This is a genomic window from Comamonas sp. 14P8.1.4 (assembly GCF_057799285.1).
Map to the genome: position 1 here is coordinate 256,184 of NZ_JBYOKN010000002.1, position 16,608 is coordinate 272,791.

The window sequence follows — 16,608 nt, forward strand, 5'->3', positions numbered from 1 at the left end:
ATCATTCACCACAGGAGCCATGACCATGACACAACCCACACTGAAAGTTCTCTCTCTGGCCATCTGCGCACTGACGCTCAGCGGGATGGCCCCGGTGCTGCATGCAGCACCCTCTGCCCCCCAAAAAAGCGTCGCAACGGCCCAGCAATCCGTTCAACGCTTTGTGCTGCACACCAATGTGGTGGACGGCAAGATGGTGTACGTGAACGAGCAAGGCGTCGCCAATCCCACCTTGAACGTGAATGTGGGTGATACCGTGGAAATTGAGCTGCAAAGCGGCGAAGGCGCCGAGCACGATTTCCGCATTGATGAGCTGAATGTGGCTTCCAGCAAATTCAGCGCCAGCGCCAAACAGACCGTGCGTTTCAAGGCCAGCAAGGCCGGTGACTTCCAGTACTACTGCACCATTCCCGGCCACCGCCAGGTGGGCATGTTCGGCACGATCTCCGTCGCAGGCAATGCGCAAGCCACACCAAGCGGACACAGCGGCGCCAACGATGCCGCACTGGCCTTGTACACCCCCATGAACGTGCCGCTCAAGAGTGCCGACCCTTCCGCGGTCAGTATTGCCGCGGACCCTAACAAGGTACCGACACTGACCGCCGCCACCGGACCGCAGACCCACAAAGTCCGCCTGGAGACCGTGGAGCTGTCGGGCAAGCTGGACGATGACACCAGCTTTACCTACTGGACTTTCAACCGCCAGGTGCCAGGCCCCATGCTGCGCGCACGCCAGGGCGACACCATCGAGCTGACACTGGCCAATGCCAAGGACAGCAAGGCCATTCACTCCATTGACCTGCACGCGGTGACCGGTGGCCATGGCGGTGGTCAACACACCCAAGTGGCTCCTGGCCAAGAAAAAACCATCACCTTCAAGGCCATGCATGCAGGCTTGTTTGTCTATCACTGCGCGACCCCGCTGGTGCCACAGCACATTGCAGCCGGCATGTACGGAATGATCCTGGTCGAGCCCGAACAAGGCCTGCCCAAGGTGGACCACGAGTTCTATGTGATGCAGGGCGATATGTACACCCAGCGCCCGATTGGCGCCAAGCTCCACCAGGAAGTGGACCTGCAAAAAATGTCGGATGAGCTGCCCACCTATTACGTGTTCAACGGGGCTGTGGGAGCGCTCAGCAAAACACACAAGATGCAGGCCAAAGTGGGAGAAACCGTGCGCATCTATTTCGGCGTCGGTGGCCCCAACAAGATCTCGTCCTTCCACGTGATTGGCGAAGTGTTTGACAAGGTCTACAGCGAAGCCGCCCTCAACACCATCAAGCACAGCGTGCAGACCACGCTGGTGGCCCCTGGCGGGGCAGCGATTGTCGAGCTGAAGGTCGACCACCCCGGCAGCTACCTGCTGGTGGACCACGCACTGTCACGTACCGGCAAAGGTGCCGTCGGCGTGCTGGAAGTCACGGGTGAACCTACCCCTGGCGTCTACAAGGCTGGCGCCCTGTAAGCGGCACTCGGCCATCGCCAAGCGCTGCTCAGGCCGCACCTGAGCAGCGATCACTCTCTGCTACGCAGCACAGGCAGCCTCACTTCGGAGGCTGCCTCCATCACCAACCACACACGGAGATTCTCATGTCGTACATGGAGCAATCGTTGGGTCAGCTCGCCCGTCGAATCCCTGGAGCCACCGCTTTATTCAACACCTACCAGCTCGATTTTTGCTGTGCCGGCAATCGCAGCCTGCGCACCGCCATCGAGGGGCTGGACATCGATGTCCCCACCTTGATTGAAGGATTGCAAACCCTGGAAGCACGCGCCACCACCGATACGGAGATGGAACTGGGTGACGCCAGCGATGTGCAGCTGGTACAGCACCTGCTGACGCGCTACCACGCCGTGCACCGCGAACAACTGCCTGAGCTGATTCGCCTGGCACGCCGCGTGGAGCAGGTGCATGGCGAGCGCGAGGACTGCCCCAACGGGCTGGCAGACCACCTGGAAGCCATGGCGCAGGAACTGGAGAGCCACATGCGCAAGGAAGAGCTGGTGCTGTTCCCCATGATCATGCGCGGCCAAGGCGAGATGGCCAGCATGCCCATCGCGGCCATGCGCGGCGAACACGACGATCACGGCACCCAGCTGCGCCGCCTGGCCGAGCTGACCCATGACATCACCCCGCCCCGCAGCGCCTGCACCACCTGGCGAGCGCTCTACACCGGGCTGCGTAGCTCCCGTGAAGACCTGATGCAGCACATCCACACCGAAAACAACATCCTGTTCGAGCGCTTTGCGCCCGCACAGGTCTTGTAAACCTACTGAGGGAGGGCCACACCATGGGTCCCTACAAAAAACACTGGTTCACGCTGATTGGCCTGTGCATTGTGATGTTCTCGCTGCTCGGCTATCTGGGTGCCGACATCTACCGCGCAGCCCCTCCAATTCCTGACCACGTCGTCACGGCGCAGGGCGAAAAACTGTTCACCGAAGAAGACATTCTGGACGGCCAGACCGCCTGGCAATCGGTCGGCGGCATGCAATTGGGCTCCATCTGGGGCCATGGCGCCTACCAAGCCCCCGACTGGACCGCAGACTGGCTGCGCCGCGAACTGAGCGCCTGGCTGGAGCTGACAGCACAAGCACAGCACCAGCAGTCCTATGACAGCCTTGCCGTGGGCCCACAGGCGGCCCTGCGCGCTGAGCTGAAAGACGAGTACCGGCACAACCGCGTCGATGCCAGCAACACGCTCACCGTGAGTGCACGCCGCGCCCAGGCCATGGCACAGACTGCCGATTACTACGAGAAGCTGTTCTCCGACGAACCCGCGCTGCGCGGCAGCCGCACCAGCTTTGCGATGAAGGAAAACACCCTGCCCAGCGCCGAGCGCCGAGCGCAGCTGACCAAGTTCTTCTTCTGGACTGCATGGGCTGCCGCCACCGAGCGCCCCGACAGCCACGTCACCTATACCAACAACTGGCCGCATGAGCCGCTGATTGACAACCACCCCAGCAGCGAAAACGTGGTCTGGTCGATTGTCAGCGTAGTGATCTTGCTGGCTGGCGTGGGCTTTCTGGTCTGGGGCTGGTCTTTCCTGCGCCACCAGGAGAGCGACGAAGCCGCAGCCCCCGCACAAGACCCGCTCACCCGCTTTGGCCTCACCCCCTCGCAGCGTGCGCTGGGCAAGTATGTGCTGCTGGTTGCGGGCCTGTTCATCTTCCAGGTGCTGTTGGGCGGATTTACCGCGCACTACACCGTGGAAGGGCAGGAGTTTTATGGCATCGATGTCTCGCAGTGGTTCCCTTACGCACTCACCCGCACCTGGCACATCCAGAGCGCGCTGTTCTGGATTGCGACGGGCTTTCTGGCACTGGGCTTGTTCCTCGCACCCGTCATTCACGGCGGCAAGGACCCCAGGTTCCAGAAACTGGGTGTGGATGTGCTGTTCTGGGCCCTGGTCTTGGTCTGCGTGGGCTCCTTCATCGGCAACTACCTGGCGATTGCGCAAATCCTGCCGCCGGAATGGAACTTCTGGTTGGGCCACCAGGGCTACGAGTTTGTGGATCTGGGCCGCCTGTGGCAAATCCTCAAATGGGTGGGCATGCTGCTGTGGCTGGTGCTGATGCTGCGTGGGGTCTTACCTGCTCTGCTGGCCCGCAACGGCGAAGACAAAAACCTGCTGGCCCTGCTGACCTGTTCGTGCGCAGCCATCGGTCTGTTCTACGGTGCAGGGCTGTTCTATGGTGAGCGCACCAGCCTGACCATCATGGAGTACTGGCGCTGGTGGGTGGTGCACCTGTGGGTGGAAGGCTTCTTTGAAGTGTTTGCCACCACTGGCCTGGCGTTTGTGTTCTCCAGCATGGGGCTGGTCTCGCGCCGCATGGCCACCACGGCCAGTCTGGCATCGGCCTCGCTATTCCTGCTGGGCGGCATTCCCGGCACCTTCCACCACCTGTACTTTGCGGGCACCACCACCCCGGTGATGGCCGTGGGTGCCTCGTTCAGTGCCCTCGAGGTGGTGCCGCTGGTCGTGCTGGGCCATGAGGCCTGGGAAAACTGGCGCCTGCAGCACCGCGCACCGTGGATGCAACAGGTGAAATGGCCGCTGATGTGCTTTGTGGCTGTGGCCTTCTGGAACATGCTGGGCGCCGGGGTGTTCGGCTTCATGATCAACCCGCCCATTTCGCTTTACTACGTGCAAGGGCTGAACACCACGCCACTGCACGCCCATGCAGCCCTGTTTGGCGTCTATGGCTTCCTGGCCCTGGGCTTTAGCTTGATGGTGCTGCGCTATGTACGCCCGCAGCTGGTGTTCAGCGAAGGCCTGATGCGTACCGGCTTCTGGTGCCTCAACGCCGGACTGGTGCTGATGATTGCCACCAGCTTGCTACCGATCGGCCTGATTCAGTTCCACGCCAGCGTCAGCGAAGGCCTGTGGTGGGCACGCAGCGAAGCCTTTATGCAGCAGCCGCTGCTGCAGACCCTGCGCTGGGTCCGCACCTTCGGTGATGTGGTGTTCATCGTCGGCGCCATGGCACTGGCCTGGCAGCTGGTACGCGGTGTGCTGGGCGGCAGCAGTACGGCCATGCACCACACCGTACCCACCGGCGTCACGCTGGGCAAATAAGCCCCCCTCGCTTGCGCCTGCCCAGCGGGCGCAAGCGCCCTCCTCACGCAGCAAACACCATGCAGATCGACAAACTCAAACACCAGCACACCGACATCCAGCACCGCGTGGCGGCCCTGCGCGCGCTGACGCACGCAGGCGTGACCGACAACGCCGAAGCGATTGCCCAAGGCCTGATAGCCATGAGCGCCATCGTCAAGCTGCACCTGGCCGTGGAAGACCAGGCGCTGTACCCGGCACTGCAACGCGGCAGCGACCCCGAGCTGGCACGCCTGGGCCGTCAGTACCAGAGTGATATGGCACCGCTGTCCCAGGCCTATGACAGTTTTGTGCGCCGCTGGAGCACGGCGCAGCGCCTGCGCGGCGATGCCGAGGGTTTCCGCGGCGAAGCCAACGACGTGCTGCGCCGCCTGCACGATCGCATGCAGCGCGAGAACCACGAGTTCTACCCCCGCATTGAGGCCCAGGCCGAGCTGGTCTGACGCACCAGCCTGCAGCGCAGGCTATGGATTTTCAAGTGGCACCTCTTGCCCTGCGTTGCAGGGCTTTTTTACGTGGGGCGTCCATTGCCACCCGTCCTCGCGCACCACGCAAAACAGCAAGGAAATTTCCTTGCCGTTGTGGTGTCATGCGCGCTCTTTTGCTCACGCGATAAGAGCTGTCAGCGCTTGCTGCACAAGCGCTGCAGGCCAATTTGGCTTCAAGCCTCTGCGGGATAGAACAACTTGCGGCCCTTATCAGCAGACACCGCCTTGGCAATCGCGCCAATGTGGTCGGGCGTGGTGCCGCAGCAGCCGCCCACAATATTGACCAAGCCTTCCGTCGCAAACTCGTGCACCAGGCGACTGGTCACGTCAGGCGTTTCGTCAAACCCGGTGTCACTCATGGGGTTGGGCAGACCCGCGTTGGGGTAGCAGCTGATGAACGTATCGGGCGCAGCCTTGTGCAGCTCTTGGATGTAAGGGCGCATCAGCGTGGCCCCCAGCGCGCAGTTCAAACCTACGGACAGCGGATTGCTGTGGCGCACGCTGTGCCAGAAGGCCGTGACGGTCTGGCCACTCAAGATACGGCCCGAGGCATCGGTCACCGTGCCGCTGATCATGATGGGCAGTACTTCACCCGTCGCGTCAAACGCTTCTTCCACCGCGAACAGCGCGGCCTTGGCGTTGAGCGTGTCGAAAATCGTCTCAACCAAAATCACGTCAGCACCACCCTCGATCAGCGCCACGGTCTGCTCGAAGTAGGCTTGGCGCAGCTGCTCGAACGTGACGTTGCGCGCACCCGGGTCATTCACATCGGGGCTGATGGATGCCGTCTTGGGCGTGGGGCCCAGGGCGCCGGCCACATAGCACTTGCGGCCATTCACGCTGTACTTGTCGCAAGCAGCGCGGGCAATCTGGGCGCTCTTGAGATTCATCTCACGCGCCAGATCGGCCATGTGGTAGTCCTCCTGCGCCACCGTGGTCGCACCGAAGGTGTTGGTCTCGATCAGGTCCGCACCAGCGGCCAGGTATTTCTCGTGAATGTCACGAATCACATCAGGGCGGGTGATGGACAGCAACTCGTTGTTGCCCTTCACGTCGTGCGCAAAGTCTGTGAAACGCTCGCCTGCGCCATCCGCGCCGGTATAGCCTTCGCCACGGTACTGGGCTTCACCCAGCTTGAAGCGTTGGATCATGGTGCCCATGGCGCCATCCAGGATGGCAATACGCTGTTGCAGCAGGGCGGGCAGTTCTTGGGCGCGGGTGTAGTGGGGCAGGCTCATAGGCCGTCATTGTAGAAAGCTGTGCATGCCCCGTGCTGCAGGGATGCTGTTGCCCGCCTGCGTGTGTGGCGTTTGCCACCGCCGCCAGCCACGCTTGCCTGCGTGCCACCTAGGCGGCGTAGTAGCGCTTGGCCATGCGGAAGGTCAGGTTCCAGCGCTCGGCCCCCAGCAAGTGGTGCTGACCGGCTTTGAGGGGCAGGACTCCGTGGTAGGTCATGCGCGTAGCGCCGCCCCACACCAACACGTCGCCATGCGTCAGCGGCACGCCACCGGGTCCTGTCGCGCCAAGCCACCCCATAGGAAGATGCAGGGCAAACCCAGCGAGATGGAAACAATCGGTGCCCCCCAGTCCATCTCATCCTCATCGCAGTGCAGCGTCAGCTTGGCACCAGGCTGGTAGCGGTTGATCAAACAGGCATCCGGGGCGTAGCCGCTGTAACCGGCGGCGGCCGCAGCGGCCGCGGCCTGCTCAAACAGCCACACCGGCATCGCGGGCCAAGGCTTGCCCGTTAAAGGATCAGCGCTGCTGTAGCTATAGCGCTGCGCATCCGACACCCAGCCCCAGTCGCCGCAATTGCTCATGGCCACCGACAGTGCGGCCCCGCCAGGGCGCGTCATCACGCGAAAAGGTGCGTGTGCGGTCACCTGCTGCACGGCGGCTACCCATTCAGCATCGCGCTCTGCCGCCCAACCACGCAGCAGCACCGCCCCTGCATCCAGCAGTTGGGGTGGCAAGGCTGGCGTGGTGAACAGCGGCAGGGTCATGCGCGGGCAAAGTCCAGGGTCGCCTGCAGCATGCGCTGCAGCGTGGGCTGAATGCGCTGCGCACGTTCAGGCAGGTAGGCAAAGGGCAGCGCTTCCTGCATGTAGCTGCACTGCGTCATCTCCAGCTGCACCGCGTGAATGCCGCGCGCGGGCTCACCGTAGTGACGGGTGATGTGGCCGCCCTTGAAGCGGCCGTTGAGCACCGCAGTGTGCCCAGGCGCCGCCTGCGCCAGCTGCAACAACTGCTGGGCCAGCGCGGCGTCACAGCTCGCACCGTCAACGGTGCCCAGGTTCAGATCCGGCAGCTTGCCCTCAAAAAAGCGCGGCAGCACAGAGCGGATGCTGTGCGCATCCCACAGCACCACCTTGCCGTGCAGCGCGCGCAGGCGCTCCAGCTCGGCACGCAGCTGGTCATGGTAGGGCTGCCAGTACTGTGTGCGGCGGCGCTCCACCTCGGCAGCGGCCACGGCCGTGCGGCCATCGGCGTACAGCGGGGTGTCGGCAAAGGTATCTACCGGGCACAGGCCCGTCACGCTTTGGCCAGGGTAGAGGCTCTCGCCATTGGGCGGGCGATTCAGATCCACCACATAGCGCGAATGCGTGGCCACCAACGTTGAGGCGCCCAGGGCCTGCGCAAATGCGTACAGCTGGGGCATGTGCCAGTCGGTGTCAGGCACCTGCTGGGCCTCGGCCGTCAGCGTCTGCGCAATCTCGGGAGGCACCTGGGTGCCTGCATGCGGCATGGAGATCAGCAGTGGCGCAGTGCCCTGGTGGAAAACAAACGGGGAATCAGCGTGTGTCATACGTAAGCAGCTATCAAAAATGCAGATCCAGCAAGCAAAAGACGCGCCAAGGCGCGTCTTTGTCGGTGGGCGCTTAGAGCACCTTGCCCGGGTTCATCAGCCCCAGCGGATCGAGCGCAGCTTTGATAGCGCGCATCGCAGCCAATTCAGGCGCTGTACGGCTTAACTGCAGGAAAGGTTTTTTGTGCAGCCCAATGCCGTGCTCGGCCGAGACCGAGCCCTGGAACGCACCCACCACGCGGTACAGCTCGGCTTCAACGGCATCGCATGCACCGTTGACGGTACGGCCATCGGTGGAGACGTGCAGATTGCCGTCGCCCACATGGCCAAAAAACAGCGTGAAGTGGCCGGGCCAGCGCGCATCGAAAGCGGCCTGAATGGCTTCGGCAAAGCGGCCAATCTCGGACTGCGGCAGGCTCACATCAAAGTTGATGGGCGGGTGCATGTTCGTGTTCAGCTCGGCGGGTGCTTCGCGCAGCTTCCACAGAGTTTTGGCCTGGGTCTGCGACTGGGCGATCACGGCGTCCAGCACCTCCTCGGCTTCCATGGCTTCGCCCAGCGCCTCTTCGACGGCTTCGCGCAGGCTGGCTTCGTCCTTGCCATCCACATCGATCAGCGCCAGGAAAGGGTGGCTGTCGGCAAACGGGGCTTGCAGGTGCTGCCACTGCACGGAGGCCTGGACAAAGTTGTTCCACATCAGCTCAAACGCTGCCACGCTGTTGCCAAAGCGCTGCTGCATGCGCTGCAGCACGGCCAGCGATGCATCAAAGCTGGGCATGGCCACCAGCGCCGTGGCCTTGGCCTGGGGCTGTGGGCGCAGGCGCAGCAGCACGCGGGTGATGATACCCAGCGTCCCTTCGGCGCCGATGAAGAACTGCTTGAGGTCGTAGCCCGTGTTGTTCTTGATCATGGGGCGCAGCATGGGCAACACCGTGCCATCGGCCAGCACCACTTCCAGGCCCAGCACCTGCTCGCGCATCATGCCGTGCTGCAACACACCGTTGCCGCCGGCATTGGTGGCCACATTACCGCCAATCTGGCAGCTGCCGCGCGCACCCAGATCCACGCCGAAGACCAGGCCAGCCTCGACCGCCGCTTCCTGTACCGCCTGCAGCGTGGCACCTGCCTGGGTGGTCATGACCGCCGAGCGCGCATTGATGGATTCGATGGTGTTCATGCGCTCCAGCGAGAGGGCCACGCAGCCTTCCACCGGTACGGCACCACCAGCCAGACCGGTCAAGCCGCCCTGGGGCACCACGGGCACGCGGTGGGCATGGCACAGGCGCAGTGCAGCGCTGACCTCGTCGGTACTGCGCGGGCGCACCAGCGCCAGCGGGGCGACCGGGGGCGTGCCGCTCCAGTCGGTGTGGTAGCGCGCTTCGACCGCAGCGCCGGTCAACACAACATCACTGCCCAGGGTGTGCAGCAGTGCTTCCAGGAATTTTTCTTGAGCCATGGCTAAACCTAAATCTTTCACTGCCTGCCATTGTGCGGGCTGCACGCGGTGCCCAACGTGTGAGGAACCACATCCCCATGGGCTGCGATCCAGCCACTTCATTGACCTGCATAAAGTAATGCATCAAACGCATAGTTTTACATCCTGTACGGATGGCTTTTTTGTGTCAGCTCCCTAGAATGGCCGCCTGCTGCTGAAAAAACAGGCCCTTCAAGGGTCGCCGAAAAGCACTGAAAACGGTGCTGCCAGCCCTTGCACCGAGGGCTGACATCACCGCTTTTAACTATCCCGGAGACATCGATGAACGCAGCCGCGCCCAAGGCTCTGCAAGTGCAGGCCCCAGACTATGTGAAGAACCCCCAGCTGATCGCCTGGGTCAGCGAAATGGTGGCTTTGTGCAAGCCCGCCAAGGTGCATTGGTGCGACGGCTCGCAGGCCGAATACGACGCCCTGTGCCAGCAACTGGTGGACGCCGGCACGTTCAAAAAGCTCAACCCCGCCAAGCGCGCCAACAGCTACCTGGCCTGCTCCGACCCTTCGGACGTGGCCCGCGTGGAAGACCGCACCTTCATCTGCTGCGAAAAGCAGGAAGACGCCGGCCCGACCAACAACTGGAAGGCCCCTGCCGAGATGCGCGGCATTCTGAACCCGCTGTTTGACGGCTGTATGGCTGGCCGCACCATGTATGTGGTGCCTTTCAGCATGGGTCCGCTGGGCTCGCCCATTGCGCACATTGGCATTGAGCTGTCTGACAGCGCCTATGTGGCCGTGAACATGAAGATCATGACGCGCATGGGCAAGGCCGTGTACGACGTGATCGGCACCGATGGCGAGTTTGTGCCCTGCGTGCACACCGTGGGTGCGCCACTGGCAGAAGGACGGAAGGACACCACCAGCTGGCCGTGCAACCCCACGACCAAGTACATCGTGCACTACCCCGAAACGCGCGAAATCTGGTCCTACGGCTCGGGCTATGGCGGCAACGCGCTGCTGGGCAAGAAGTGCTTTGCGCTGCGCATTGCGTCCACCATGGGCCGCGCACAAGGCTGGCTGGCGGAACACATGCTGATCCTGGGCGTGACCAACCCGCAAGGCAAAAAGTACCACGTGGCAGCGGCCTTCCCTTCGGCCTGCGGCAAGACCAACTTCTCCATGCTGGTGCCCCCCGCAGGTTTTGACGGCTGGAAGGTGACCACGATTGGTGACGACATCGCCTGGATCAAGCCCCAGGCCGACGGCAGCCTGCGCGCTATCAACCCTGAAGCGGGTTACTTTGGCGTGGCCCCCGGCACCAACATGCTGACCAACCCGAACTGCATGAAGAGCCTGGACAAGGACGTGATCTTCACCAACGTCGCGCTGACCGACGACGGCGACGTGTGGTGGGAAGGCATGGAAAAAGACACGGGCTTTATCCCTGAGCACCTGATCGACTGGCAAGGCAAGGATTGGTCGCCCGCCATCGCCAAGGAAACCGGCGCCAAGGCCGCCCACCCCAACGCCCGCTTTACCGTGGCTGCCATTCACAACCCCGCGCTGGACGACGCTTGGGATGACCCCAAGGGCGTGAAGATTGACGCCTTCATCTTTGGTGGCCGCCGCTCCACCACCGTGCCGCTGGTGACCGAGGCCCTGAACTGGACCGAAGGCGTCTACATGGCTGCCACCATGGGGTCGGAGACCACCGCCGCCGCGTTTGGCGCCCAAGGCGTGGTGCGCCGCGATCCCTTCGCCATGCTGCCGTTTGCGGGTTACAACATGAGCCACTACTTCCAGCACTGGCTGGATGTGGGCGCCAAGGTGGAAGCCGCCGGCGGTACCTTGCCCAAGATCTTCAAGACCAACTGGTTCCGCAAGGATGCCGAAGGCAAGTTCGTCTGGCCTGGCTACGGCGAGAACATGCGCGTGCTCAAGTGGATGATTGACCGCATCGAAGGTCAGGCCCAAGGCCAGGCCACAGCCTTTGGCGTGGCCCCAACCTACGGCGAGATCAACTGGAGCGGCCTGAACTTCAGCGCCGAGCAGTTCGCCACCGTGACCGGCATCGACAAGGCCGCCTGGGCCGAAGAGATGAAGCTGCACACCGCGCACTTTGACCAGCTGGCGCTGGGCATGCCCCAGGCGCTGCTGGAGACCAAGGCCCAGCTGGAAGCCCGACTGGCCGCATAAAAAGTGAGCAGCTAGCGCAGGATATTGAATGCTTTCAAGCGCCTGCGCGACTGAAAACAAAAAGGAGCATGCGCTGCATGCTCCTTTTTTAATTCAACGCTTGACTAACTACTGTCGCGGGCTGTGTGAAAGCGATTCCGCCGTAGCGTGCCGCGTGGTTCAGCGCTTGCCTGCGGTCTCTGACATGGAGCGCGACAGGTCGGCCATCATGCGCGCATCTTGCAGCGCCATATCCCAGGTCAGCTCATCGGCCCGCACGGCGCGGCGCGCAGCCTGCCATGCCTTCCATTGCTGGGCGGTCACAGACAGCAGCCAGGGCAACAAGGCTTTGGGGGCGATACGGACGGGATAGGTGGCGGTCGAGGTGGTCATGGGTCAGGCCTTTGCAAAACACCGAGCCTTTGCTTGTGGCAGAGACTCGGTGTGAAGGCGCAATCCTAGGGTTATCCCTAGAAACTTTCAAATTTATATTTTGAATCTCATTCATTCACAGCAGTGATGTTTAAATCACGGGGTGATGACGCCCCAAGACTTTCGCCTGCTCGACCTCAATTTGCTGCGCGTGTTTGACACGGTGATGGCAGAGGGCAGTTTGACGCGCGCTGCAGATAAGTTGGCAATCACTCAACCCGCCGTCAGCAACGCCATGCGGCGTCTGCGCGATGCCTTGGGCGACGAGCTGCTGGTGCGCCAGGGCCACGGCGTGCAGCCCACCCCTCGCGCCCTGACGCTGTGGCCCATCGTGCGCGAAGCCCTGGGCAATCTGCAGCAAAACCTGGCCCCCGAGAAGTTCGACCCGGCCACCGCCACCCTCACCTTGGTGCTGGCCATGGCCGATGCCACCGCCGGCACCTTGGTGCCCAATCTGGTGCCTCTGTTGGAGCGCGAAGCGCCCAACCTGTCCATCCGCATCGTGCCGCTGACCACGCGCGACCCGCGTGGCCTGCTGGACGCCGAAACCGCCGACATGGCCGTCGGCCACTTTCCGGCCGTGCTGGCCGACCTGACAGCCCGCGCCCAGTCGGGCACTCTGGTGGCCCACGAACACCGCCGCCTGTACGACGGGGAATACGTGGCCGTGATGCGCAAAGACCATCCGCTGGCCTGGATGCCGCTGACGCTGGAGCACTACTGCGCTGCCAAGCACCTGCTGGTGAGCTTTTCTGGCCGCGCCTACGGTTTTATCGACGAAGCCTTGGCGGCCCTGGGCCGCGAGCGCCACATCGTGCTCACCGTGAACCAGTACGCTACGGCGGCACGGGTGGTGGCCCAGTCCGACCTAGTGACCGTGCTGCCGCGCCACTTTGTGCCCATCACCGGTATCCAGCATCTGCTGCAGGTGCACCCGCTGCCGCTGGAGGTGCAAACCGTGCACGTGGATGCGCTGTGGCACAAGCGCGGCCCCAACCGAGCGGCCTATGAATGGTTGCTGCAGGCCCTGAACCGTGCCACCCTCAAAGCCTTCAGCCAATGACAAGCCCGCGCAGCCTGGCCACGCCCGCTGCGCCCCCTGCCCCGCCGTATGAAACTGCAACTGCTCTCTGACCTTCACCTGGAAGTTCACCCCCACTACCAGCCCACGCCCGCCCCGGGCGCCGACGTGCTGGTGCTGGCGGGCGATATTGGCTCCTACCAAAACGGCAGCCTGCTGCAGGGCGAGTACTTTGGGCTGGAGCGCTTTTCGCCACTGCCCCAGTTTGCCCACTGGCCCTGCCCGGTGGTCTTTGTGCCCGGCAACCATGAATACGACATGCAGGACTGGGACGAAGCCCATGCGCGCCTGCGCCGCGTGTGCGAGCAGCTGGGCATCGTCTGGCTGGAGCGCGAGAGCGTGGTCATGCACGGTGTGCGCCTGGTCGGCACCACGCTGTGGACGGACTATGACGCCATCGCCCTACTGGACGCGCAGGTGCAGGCCGGCGACATGGGCCGCCTGCTGCGGCTGCGTGACAAATCCTTCCGTGCGGCCAATTTTTACCTGCAAAAAACCGGCGGCACCCGCCACGGTCAGTCATTTCTGGCCGCCCCCATGCGCGAACAAGCGCTGGTGTGCCAGCAATGGCTGCGCAGCACCTTGCAGCAGCCATTTGCGGGAAAAACGGTGGCCATCACCCACTTTGCGCCCAGCCTGCAAAGCCGCGACCCACGCTACGGCCTGGTGCCCGGTACCGCTGGTTTTTGCAATGCGCTGGACGATTTGCTGCCCTGCGCCGATCTCTGGCTGCACGGCCACCTGCACGCCCCCAGCGATTACCAGGCGCAAGGCCAGCACGCCGATGGCAGCCCTTGGCACTGCCGCGTCGTGGCCAACCCGCTGGGCTATGCCCGCAAAGGCGAGCAGGCAGCCTTTGAACCGGCACATTGCATCACCGTATGATGGCAGCGGGGCCACTGGCAGCCGCCCACCCAAAAGCATGACTTAGGTCAAGACGCGCGATGCACCAGTGGGTACGCTCTGGCTCACCAACTGGAGATCTGTGTCATGAAAATCTTGCTCGCTGTTGACGGCAGCCCTTTCACCAAAAAAATGCTGGCTTACCTGGCTGCGCACGAAGAACTGATCACGGCCGGCCGCCACGATTACACCGCCCTGACCGTTCAGGCGGCCTTGCCCCCCCGCGCACGTGCGGCGCTGAGCAAGGACATGGTCGATGAGTACTACGCCGAAGAATCCGCCAAAGTGCTGGAGCCTGTGAGCAAGTTCCTGGGCCAAAGTGGCATCACGCCCACCTGCCGCGCAGAAATTGGCCCCGCTGGCGAGACCATTGCCAAGCTGGCCGAAGACGGCAAGTTTGACCTGATCATCATGGGCACCCACGGCCACGGCTCGCTGGGCAAGCTGGTGATGGGCTCGGTCTCCACCCAGGTGCTGGCCAACTGCTCCGTGCCGGTCATGCTGATCCGCTGATCCGCTGATCCGCTGATCCGCTGATCGCACACTAGGCACAAAAAAAGGGCTGCAGATGCAGCCCTTTTTGCTTGCACCATCGCGCTTCACCGATACGTTCAGAGCGCCTGCGCCTGCGCGTGCACTGGCAGGCGCAGCACAAAGCTGGCGCCTGGCTGGCCATCCACCCGGTCTTCGCAGGTGACGCTGCCGCCATGGCGCAGCGCAATGCTGCGCACCAGCGCCAGACCCAGCCCCACGCCGCCAGAGCGTTCGCTGGCCCCGGGCAAACGGTAGAACTTCTCGAAAATACGCTCGCGCTGCGCCTTGGGCACGCCGGGGCCAATGTCTTCGACACGGATCACCGCCATATCGCCTTCGCGCGACAGCAGCAAGCGGATGCTGCCGTGGCTGTAGCGGCGCGCGTTCTCCAGCAGATTGCGCACGGCCCGGCGCACCAGCTTGGCAATGGCGGGCACCTCCAGCCCTTCGGTGGCCAGCACCTCCAGATCGGCATCGACCCGGGCGCACTCTTCGGCCGCCAGACCAATCAGGTCCACGCTTTCACTGCTGCCGACATCAGCATCGGGTGACTCCAGACGGCTGGCCAGCAAGATTTCATCGACCAGTTGGTCCAGCTCGGTGATGTTGCGCTGAATCTCGGCCTTGGCGCTGGACACCGAGGCGTCGCCGCCCATCAGCTCCAACCCCATGCGAATGCGGGCCAGCGGCGAGCGCAGCTCGTGCGACGCATTGGCCAGCAGCGATTTGTGCGACTGCACCAGCTCTTCAATGCGGCTGGCCGCCGCGTTGAACTGGCGCGCCAGATCGGCCACCTCGTCGCGGCCCTGGGTGGCCACGCGCACGGTCAGGTCGCCCTCACCAAAACGCTGCACGCCACGCTGCAGGTTCTCCAGGCGCTTGAGCAGGCGGCGAATGATGGGAAACACCCCGATGGCCACAGCCAGGCCCACCAGGCCCAGCAGCCACAGAAAACCAAAGGGCGGACGCAGCCAGAAGGCCCAGTCATTGCCGCCCTGGCTGCCCGGGTGGCGGCCTGCCACGCGCGGCGTCATCTCCAGAAAGTAGGTTTGCCCGTCTTCGCCCTGAATGGCAAAGCGCGGCACATCGCTTTCGGTGCGGCGCAGCCGCTCAAAAGGGCCTTGCACCAGCACCTGCCCCTGGCTGTCGGTGATGACCATTTCGCGCGCCAGCGCAGCGGGCGAGGCATTGTTGCGCGCGTTGTGCAGCTCGGCCTGCTGCCAGGCCCAGCCCACCACCAGCGTCAGCACAGCCACACCGCCCACGACGGCCAGCCAGATGCGCAGGTACAGGCGCTGTGAGAAAGCCTTGAACATGCGCATCAATCCTGCTGCTTGGCGAAGACGTAGCCCACGCCGCGTACGGTCAGGATGCGCTTGGGTGCCTTGGCGTCCACCTCGATGGCGGCGCGAATGCGGCCCATGTGCACATCGATGGAGCGGTCAAACGCCTCCAGCTCACGGCCGCGCACAGCTTCCATGATCTGGTCGCGCGTGAGCACGCGGCCCGCGCGCTCGGCCAGCGCCACCAGCAGGTCGAACTGGTAGCTGGTCAGCTCGGCCGCCTGCCCGGCCACGGTGACCAGGCGTGCGTCGCGGTCAATCTCCAGCGAGCCAAAGCGCAGCACATTGGCGGCGGGCTGGGCCGCAGCGGGCGCGGCGCCATCCCCGCGGCGGCGCAAGATGGCACGGATGCGCGCCAGCAGCTCGCGCGGCTCAAACGGTTTGGGCAGGTAATCGTCGGCACCAATTTCCAGGCCGATCACGCGGTCCATGGGGTCGCCCTTGGCGGTGAGCATGAGCACCGGCACCTTGGCTGAAGGGCCGGGCATGGCGCGCAGGCGGCGGCAGACTTCCAGGCCATCCATATCGGGCAGCATCAAATCCAGAATGAGCAGATCCGGCAACGTCCCACCACCCTGCAGCTGCGCCAGCCCGCTGGTCGCGTCGGCGCAATGCACGACGGACAGGCTGTTTTGCCCGAGGTAGTCGCTGACCATGCCGGCCAGACGCACATCGTCTTCAATCATCAACAGGGTATGTGTGCTCATGGGGCCAGTGTAGAGAAGCTGTTTGTCTGTTGCGTAAAGCACAGGTAAAAAGACAAAAAAGGAGCAGCTAATGCTGGTGCAATCACAG

14 protein-coding genes and 1 pseudogene are annotated in these 16,608 nt (G+C 63.4%); 8 read left to right on the forward strand and 7 right to left on the reverse strand.

All coding sequences use genetic code 11. The features are described 5' to 3' along the window. The first annotated feature begins 25 nt into the window (after nt 1-25). From nirK to AC27VO_RS05880, 4 genes are all read left to right on the forward strand, one after another. Entirely contained in the window at nt 26-1,468 is a 1,443-nt protein-coding gene (nirK, locus tag AC27VO_RS05865) for a copper-containing nitrite reductase (protein WP_488665777.1), read from the forward strand. 125 nt (nt 1,469-1,593) lie between these two features. Then, nucleotides 1,594-2,271, forward strand: coding sequence for an iron-sulfur cluster repair protein YtfE (gene ytfE / locus AC27VO_RS05870; RefSeq protein WP_488665778.1), 678 nt, complete (start codon nt 1,594-1,596; stop codon nt 2,269-2,271). 23 nt (nt 2,272-2,294) lie between these two features. Next, nucleotides 2,295-4,583 carry a nitric-oxide reductase large subunit gene (locus AC27VO_RS05875; protein ID WP_488665779.1) on the forward strand — a complete coding sequence of 763 codons (2,289 nt, stop codon included), beginning with the start codon at nt 2,295-2,297 and terminating at the stop codon, nt 4,581-4,583. A 59-nt stretch (nt 4,584-4,642) separates the two neighbouring features. Further along, nucleotides 4,643-5,065 (forward strand): hemerythrin domain-containing protein, encoded by a 423-nt coding sequence (locus AC27VO_RS05880; protein WP_488665780.1) that lies wholly within the window; start codon nt 4,643-4,645, stop codon nt 5,063-5,065. A 218-nt stretch (nt 5,066-5,283) separates the two neighbouring features. Here the strand turns inward: AC27VO_RS05880 and AC27VO_RS05885 are convergent, their stop codons facing one another. The 4 genes and pseudogenes from AC27VO_RS05885 to AC27VO_RS05900 form a co-directional block, all read right to left on the reverse strand. Next, nucleotides 5,284-6,348, reverse strand: a complete 1,065-nt coding sequence (locus AC27VO_RS05885) for a homocysteine S-methyltransferase family protein (protein WP_488665781.1) — start codon at nt 6,346-6,348, stop codon at nt 5,284-5,286. Between the two features lie 109 nt (nt 6,349-6,457). Beyond that, a pseudogene (gene alkB, locus AC27VO_RS05890) lies at nt 6,458-7,113 on the reverse strand (DNA oxidative demethylase AlkB). Then, nucleotides 7,110-7,916: an N-formylglutamate deformylase gene (gene hutG, locus AC27VO_RS05895; RefSeq protein ID WP_488665782.1), complete on the reverse strand. Its 807-nt coding sequence runs from the start codon at nt 7,914-7,916 to the stop codon at nt 7,110-7,112. The pseudogene alkB and the gene hutG overlap by 4 nt, the downstream one beginning before the upstream one ends. Nucleotides 7,917-7,989: 73 nt before the next feature. Beyond that, on the reverse strand, nt 7,990-9,372 hold the full coding sequence (locus AC27VO_RS05900) for an FAD-binding oxidoreductase (protein WP_488665783.1): 1,383 nt from the start codon (nt 9,370-9,372) through the stop codon (nt 7,990-7,992). A gap of 300 nt (nt 9,373-9,672) precedes the next feature. On the opposite strand from AC27VO_RS05900, the gene AC27VO_RS05905 reads away from it, so the two are divergent. Further along, nucleotides 9,673-11,541, forward strand: a complete 1,869-nt coding sequence (locus AC27VO_RS05905) for a phosphoenolpyruvate carboxykinase (GTP) (RefSeq protein ID WP_488665784.1) — start codon at nt 9,673-9,675, stop codon at nt 11,539-11,541. Nucleotides 11,542-11,700: 159 nt separating this feature from the next. Here AC27VO_RS05905 and AC27VO_RS05910 read toward each other — a convergent pair whose 3' ends face one another. Continuing rightward, nucleotides 11,701-11,913 carry a hypothetical protein gene (locus AC27VO_RS05910; RefSeq protein WP_488665785.1) on the reverse strand — a complete coding sequence of 71 codons (213 nt, stop codon included), beginning with the start codon at nt 11,911-11,913 and terminating at the stop codon, nt 11,701-11,703. Nucleotides 11,914-12,058: 145 nt separating this feature from the next. Between AC27VO_RS05910 and AC27VO_RS05915 the strand changes: the two genes are divergently transcribed. From AC27VO_RS05915 to AC27VO_RS05925, 3 genes are all read left to right on the forward strand, one after another. Beyond that, entirely contained in the window at nt 12,059-13,015 is a 957-nt protein-coding gene (locus AC27VO_RS05915) for a LysR family transcriptional regulator (protein WP_488665786.1), read from the forward strand. 48 nt (nt 13,016-13,063) lie between these two features. After that, entirely contained in the window at nt 13,064-13,918 is an 855-nt protein-coding gene (locus AC27VO_RS05920) for a metallophosphoesterase (RefSeq protein WP_488665787.1), read from the forward strand. Nucleotides 13,919-14,023: 105 nt separating this feature from the next. Continuing rightward, nucleotides 14,024-14,449 carry a universal stress protein gene (locus AC27VO_RS05925; protein ID WP_488665788.1) on the forward strand — a complete coding sequence of 142 codons (426 nt, stop codon included), beginning with the start codon at nt 14,024-14,026 and terminating at the stop codon, nt 14,447-14,449. Between the two features lie 98 nt (nt 14,450-14,547). On the opposite strand, the gene AC27VO_RS05930 is transcribed toward AC27VO_RS05925, so the two are convergent. Continuing rightward, a complete protein-coding gene (locus tag AC27VO_RS05930; RefSeq protein WP_488665789.1) occupies nt 14,548-15,792 on the reverse strand; it encodes an ATP-binding protein in 1,245 nt (414 codons plus the stop codon). After that, complete coding sequence (locus tag AC27VO_RS05935; protein ID WP_488665790.1) at nt 15,792-16,520, reverse strand: response regulator transcription factor; 729 nt, start codon at nt 16,518-16,520, stop codon at nt 15,792-15,794. The genes AC27VO_RS05930 and AC27VO_RS05935 overlap by 1 nt, the downstream gene beginning before the upstream one ends. Nucleotides 16,521-16,608 lie beyond the last annotated feature (88 nt).

Coding starts and splice junctions, on each gene's coding strand:
- AC27VO_RS05885 (WP_488665781.1), bottom strand. CDS start 6,348: ATGAGCCTGCCCCACTACACCCGCGCCCAAGAACTGCCCGCCCTGCTG.
- AC27VO_RS05935 (WP_488665790.1), bottom strand. CDS start 16,520: ATGAGCACACATACCCTGTTGATGATTGAAGACGATGTGCGTCTGGCC.
- AC27VO_RS05900 (WP_488665783.1), bottom strand. CDS start 9,372: ATGGCTCAAGAAAAATTCCTGGAAGCACTGCTGCACACCCTGGGCAGT.
- AC27VO_RS05915 (WP_488665786.1), top strand. CDS start 12,059: ATGACGCCCCAAGACTTTCGCCTGCTCGACCTCAATTTGCTGCGCGTG.
- AC27VO_RS05910 (WP_488665785.1), bottom strand. CDS start 11,913: ATGACCACCTCGACCGCCACCTATCCCGTCCGTATCGCCCCCAAAGCC.
- AC27VO_RS05920 (WP_488665787.1), top strand. CDS start 13,064: ATGAAACTGCAACTGCTCTCTGACCTTCACCTGGAAGTTCACCCCCAC.
- ytfE (WP_488665778.1), top strand. CDS start 1,594: ATGTCGTACATGGAGCAATCGTTGGGTCAGCTCGCCCGTCGAATCCCT.
- AC27VO_RS05905 (WP_488665784.1), top strand. CDS start 9,673: ATGAACGCAGCCGCGCCCAAGGCTCTGCAAGTGCAGGCCCCAGACTAT.
- AC27VO_RS05930 (WP_488665789.1), bottom strand. CDS start 15,792: ATGCGCATGTTCAAGGCTTTCTCACAGCGCCTGTACCTGCGCATCTGG.
- nirK (WP_488665777.1), top strand. CDS start 26: ATGACACAACCCACACTGAAAGTTCTCTCTCTGGCCATCTGCGCACTG.
- AC27VO_RS05875 (WP_488665779.1), top strand. CDS start 2,295: ATGGGTCCCTACAAAAAACACTGGTTCACGCTGATTGGCCTGTGCATT.
- AC27VO_RS05925 (WP_488665788.1), top strand. CDS start 14,024: ATGAAAATCTTGCTCGCTGTTGACGGCAGCCCTTTCACCAAAAAAATG.
- hutG (WP_488665782.1), bottom strand. CDS start 7,916: ATGACACACGCTGATTCCCCGTTTGTTTTCCACCAGGGCACTGCGCCA.
- AC27VO_RS05880 (WP_488665780.1), top strand. CDS start 4,643: ATGCAGATCGACAAACTCAAACACCAGCACACCGACATCCAGCACCGC.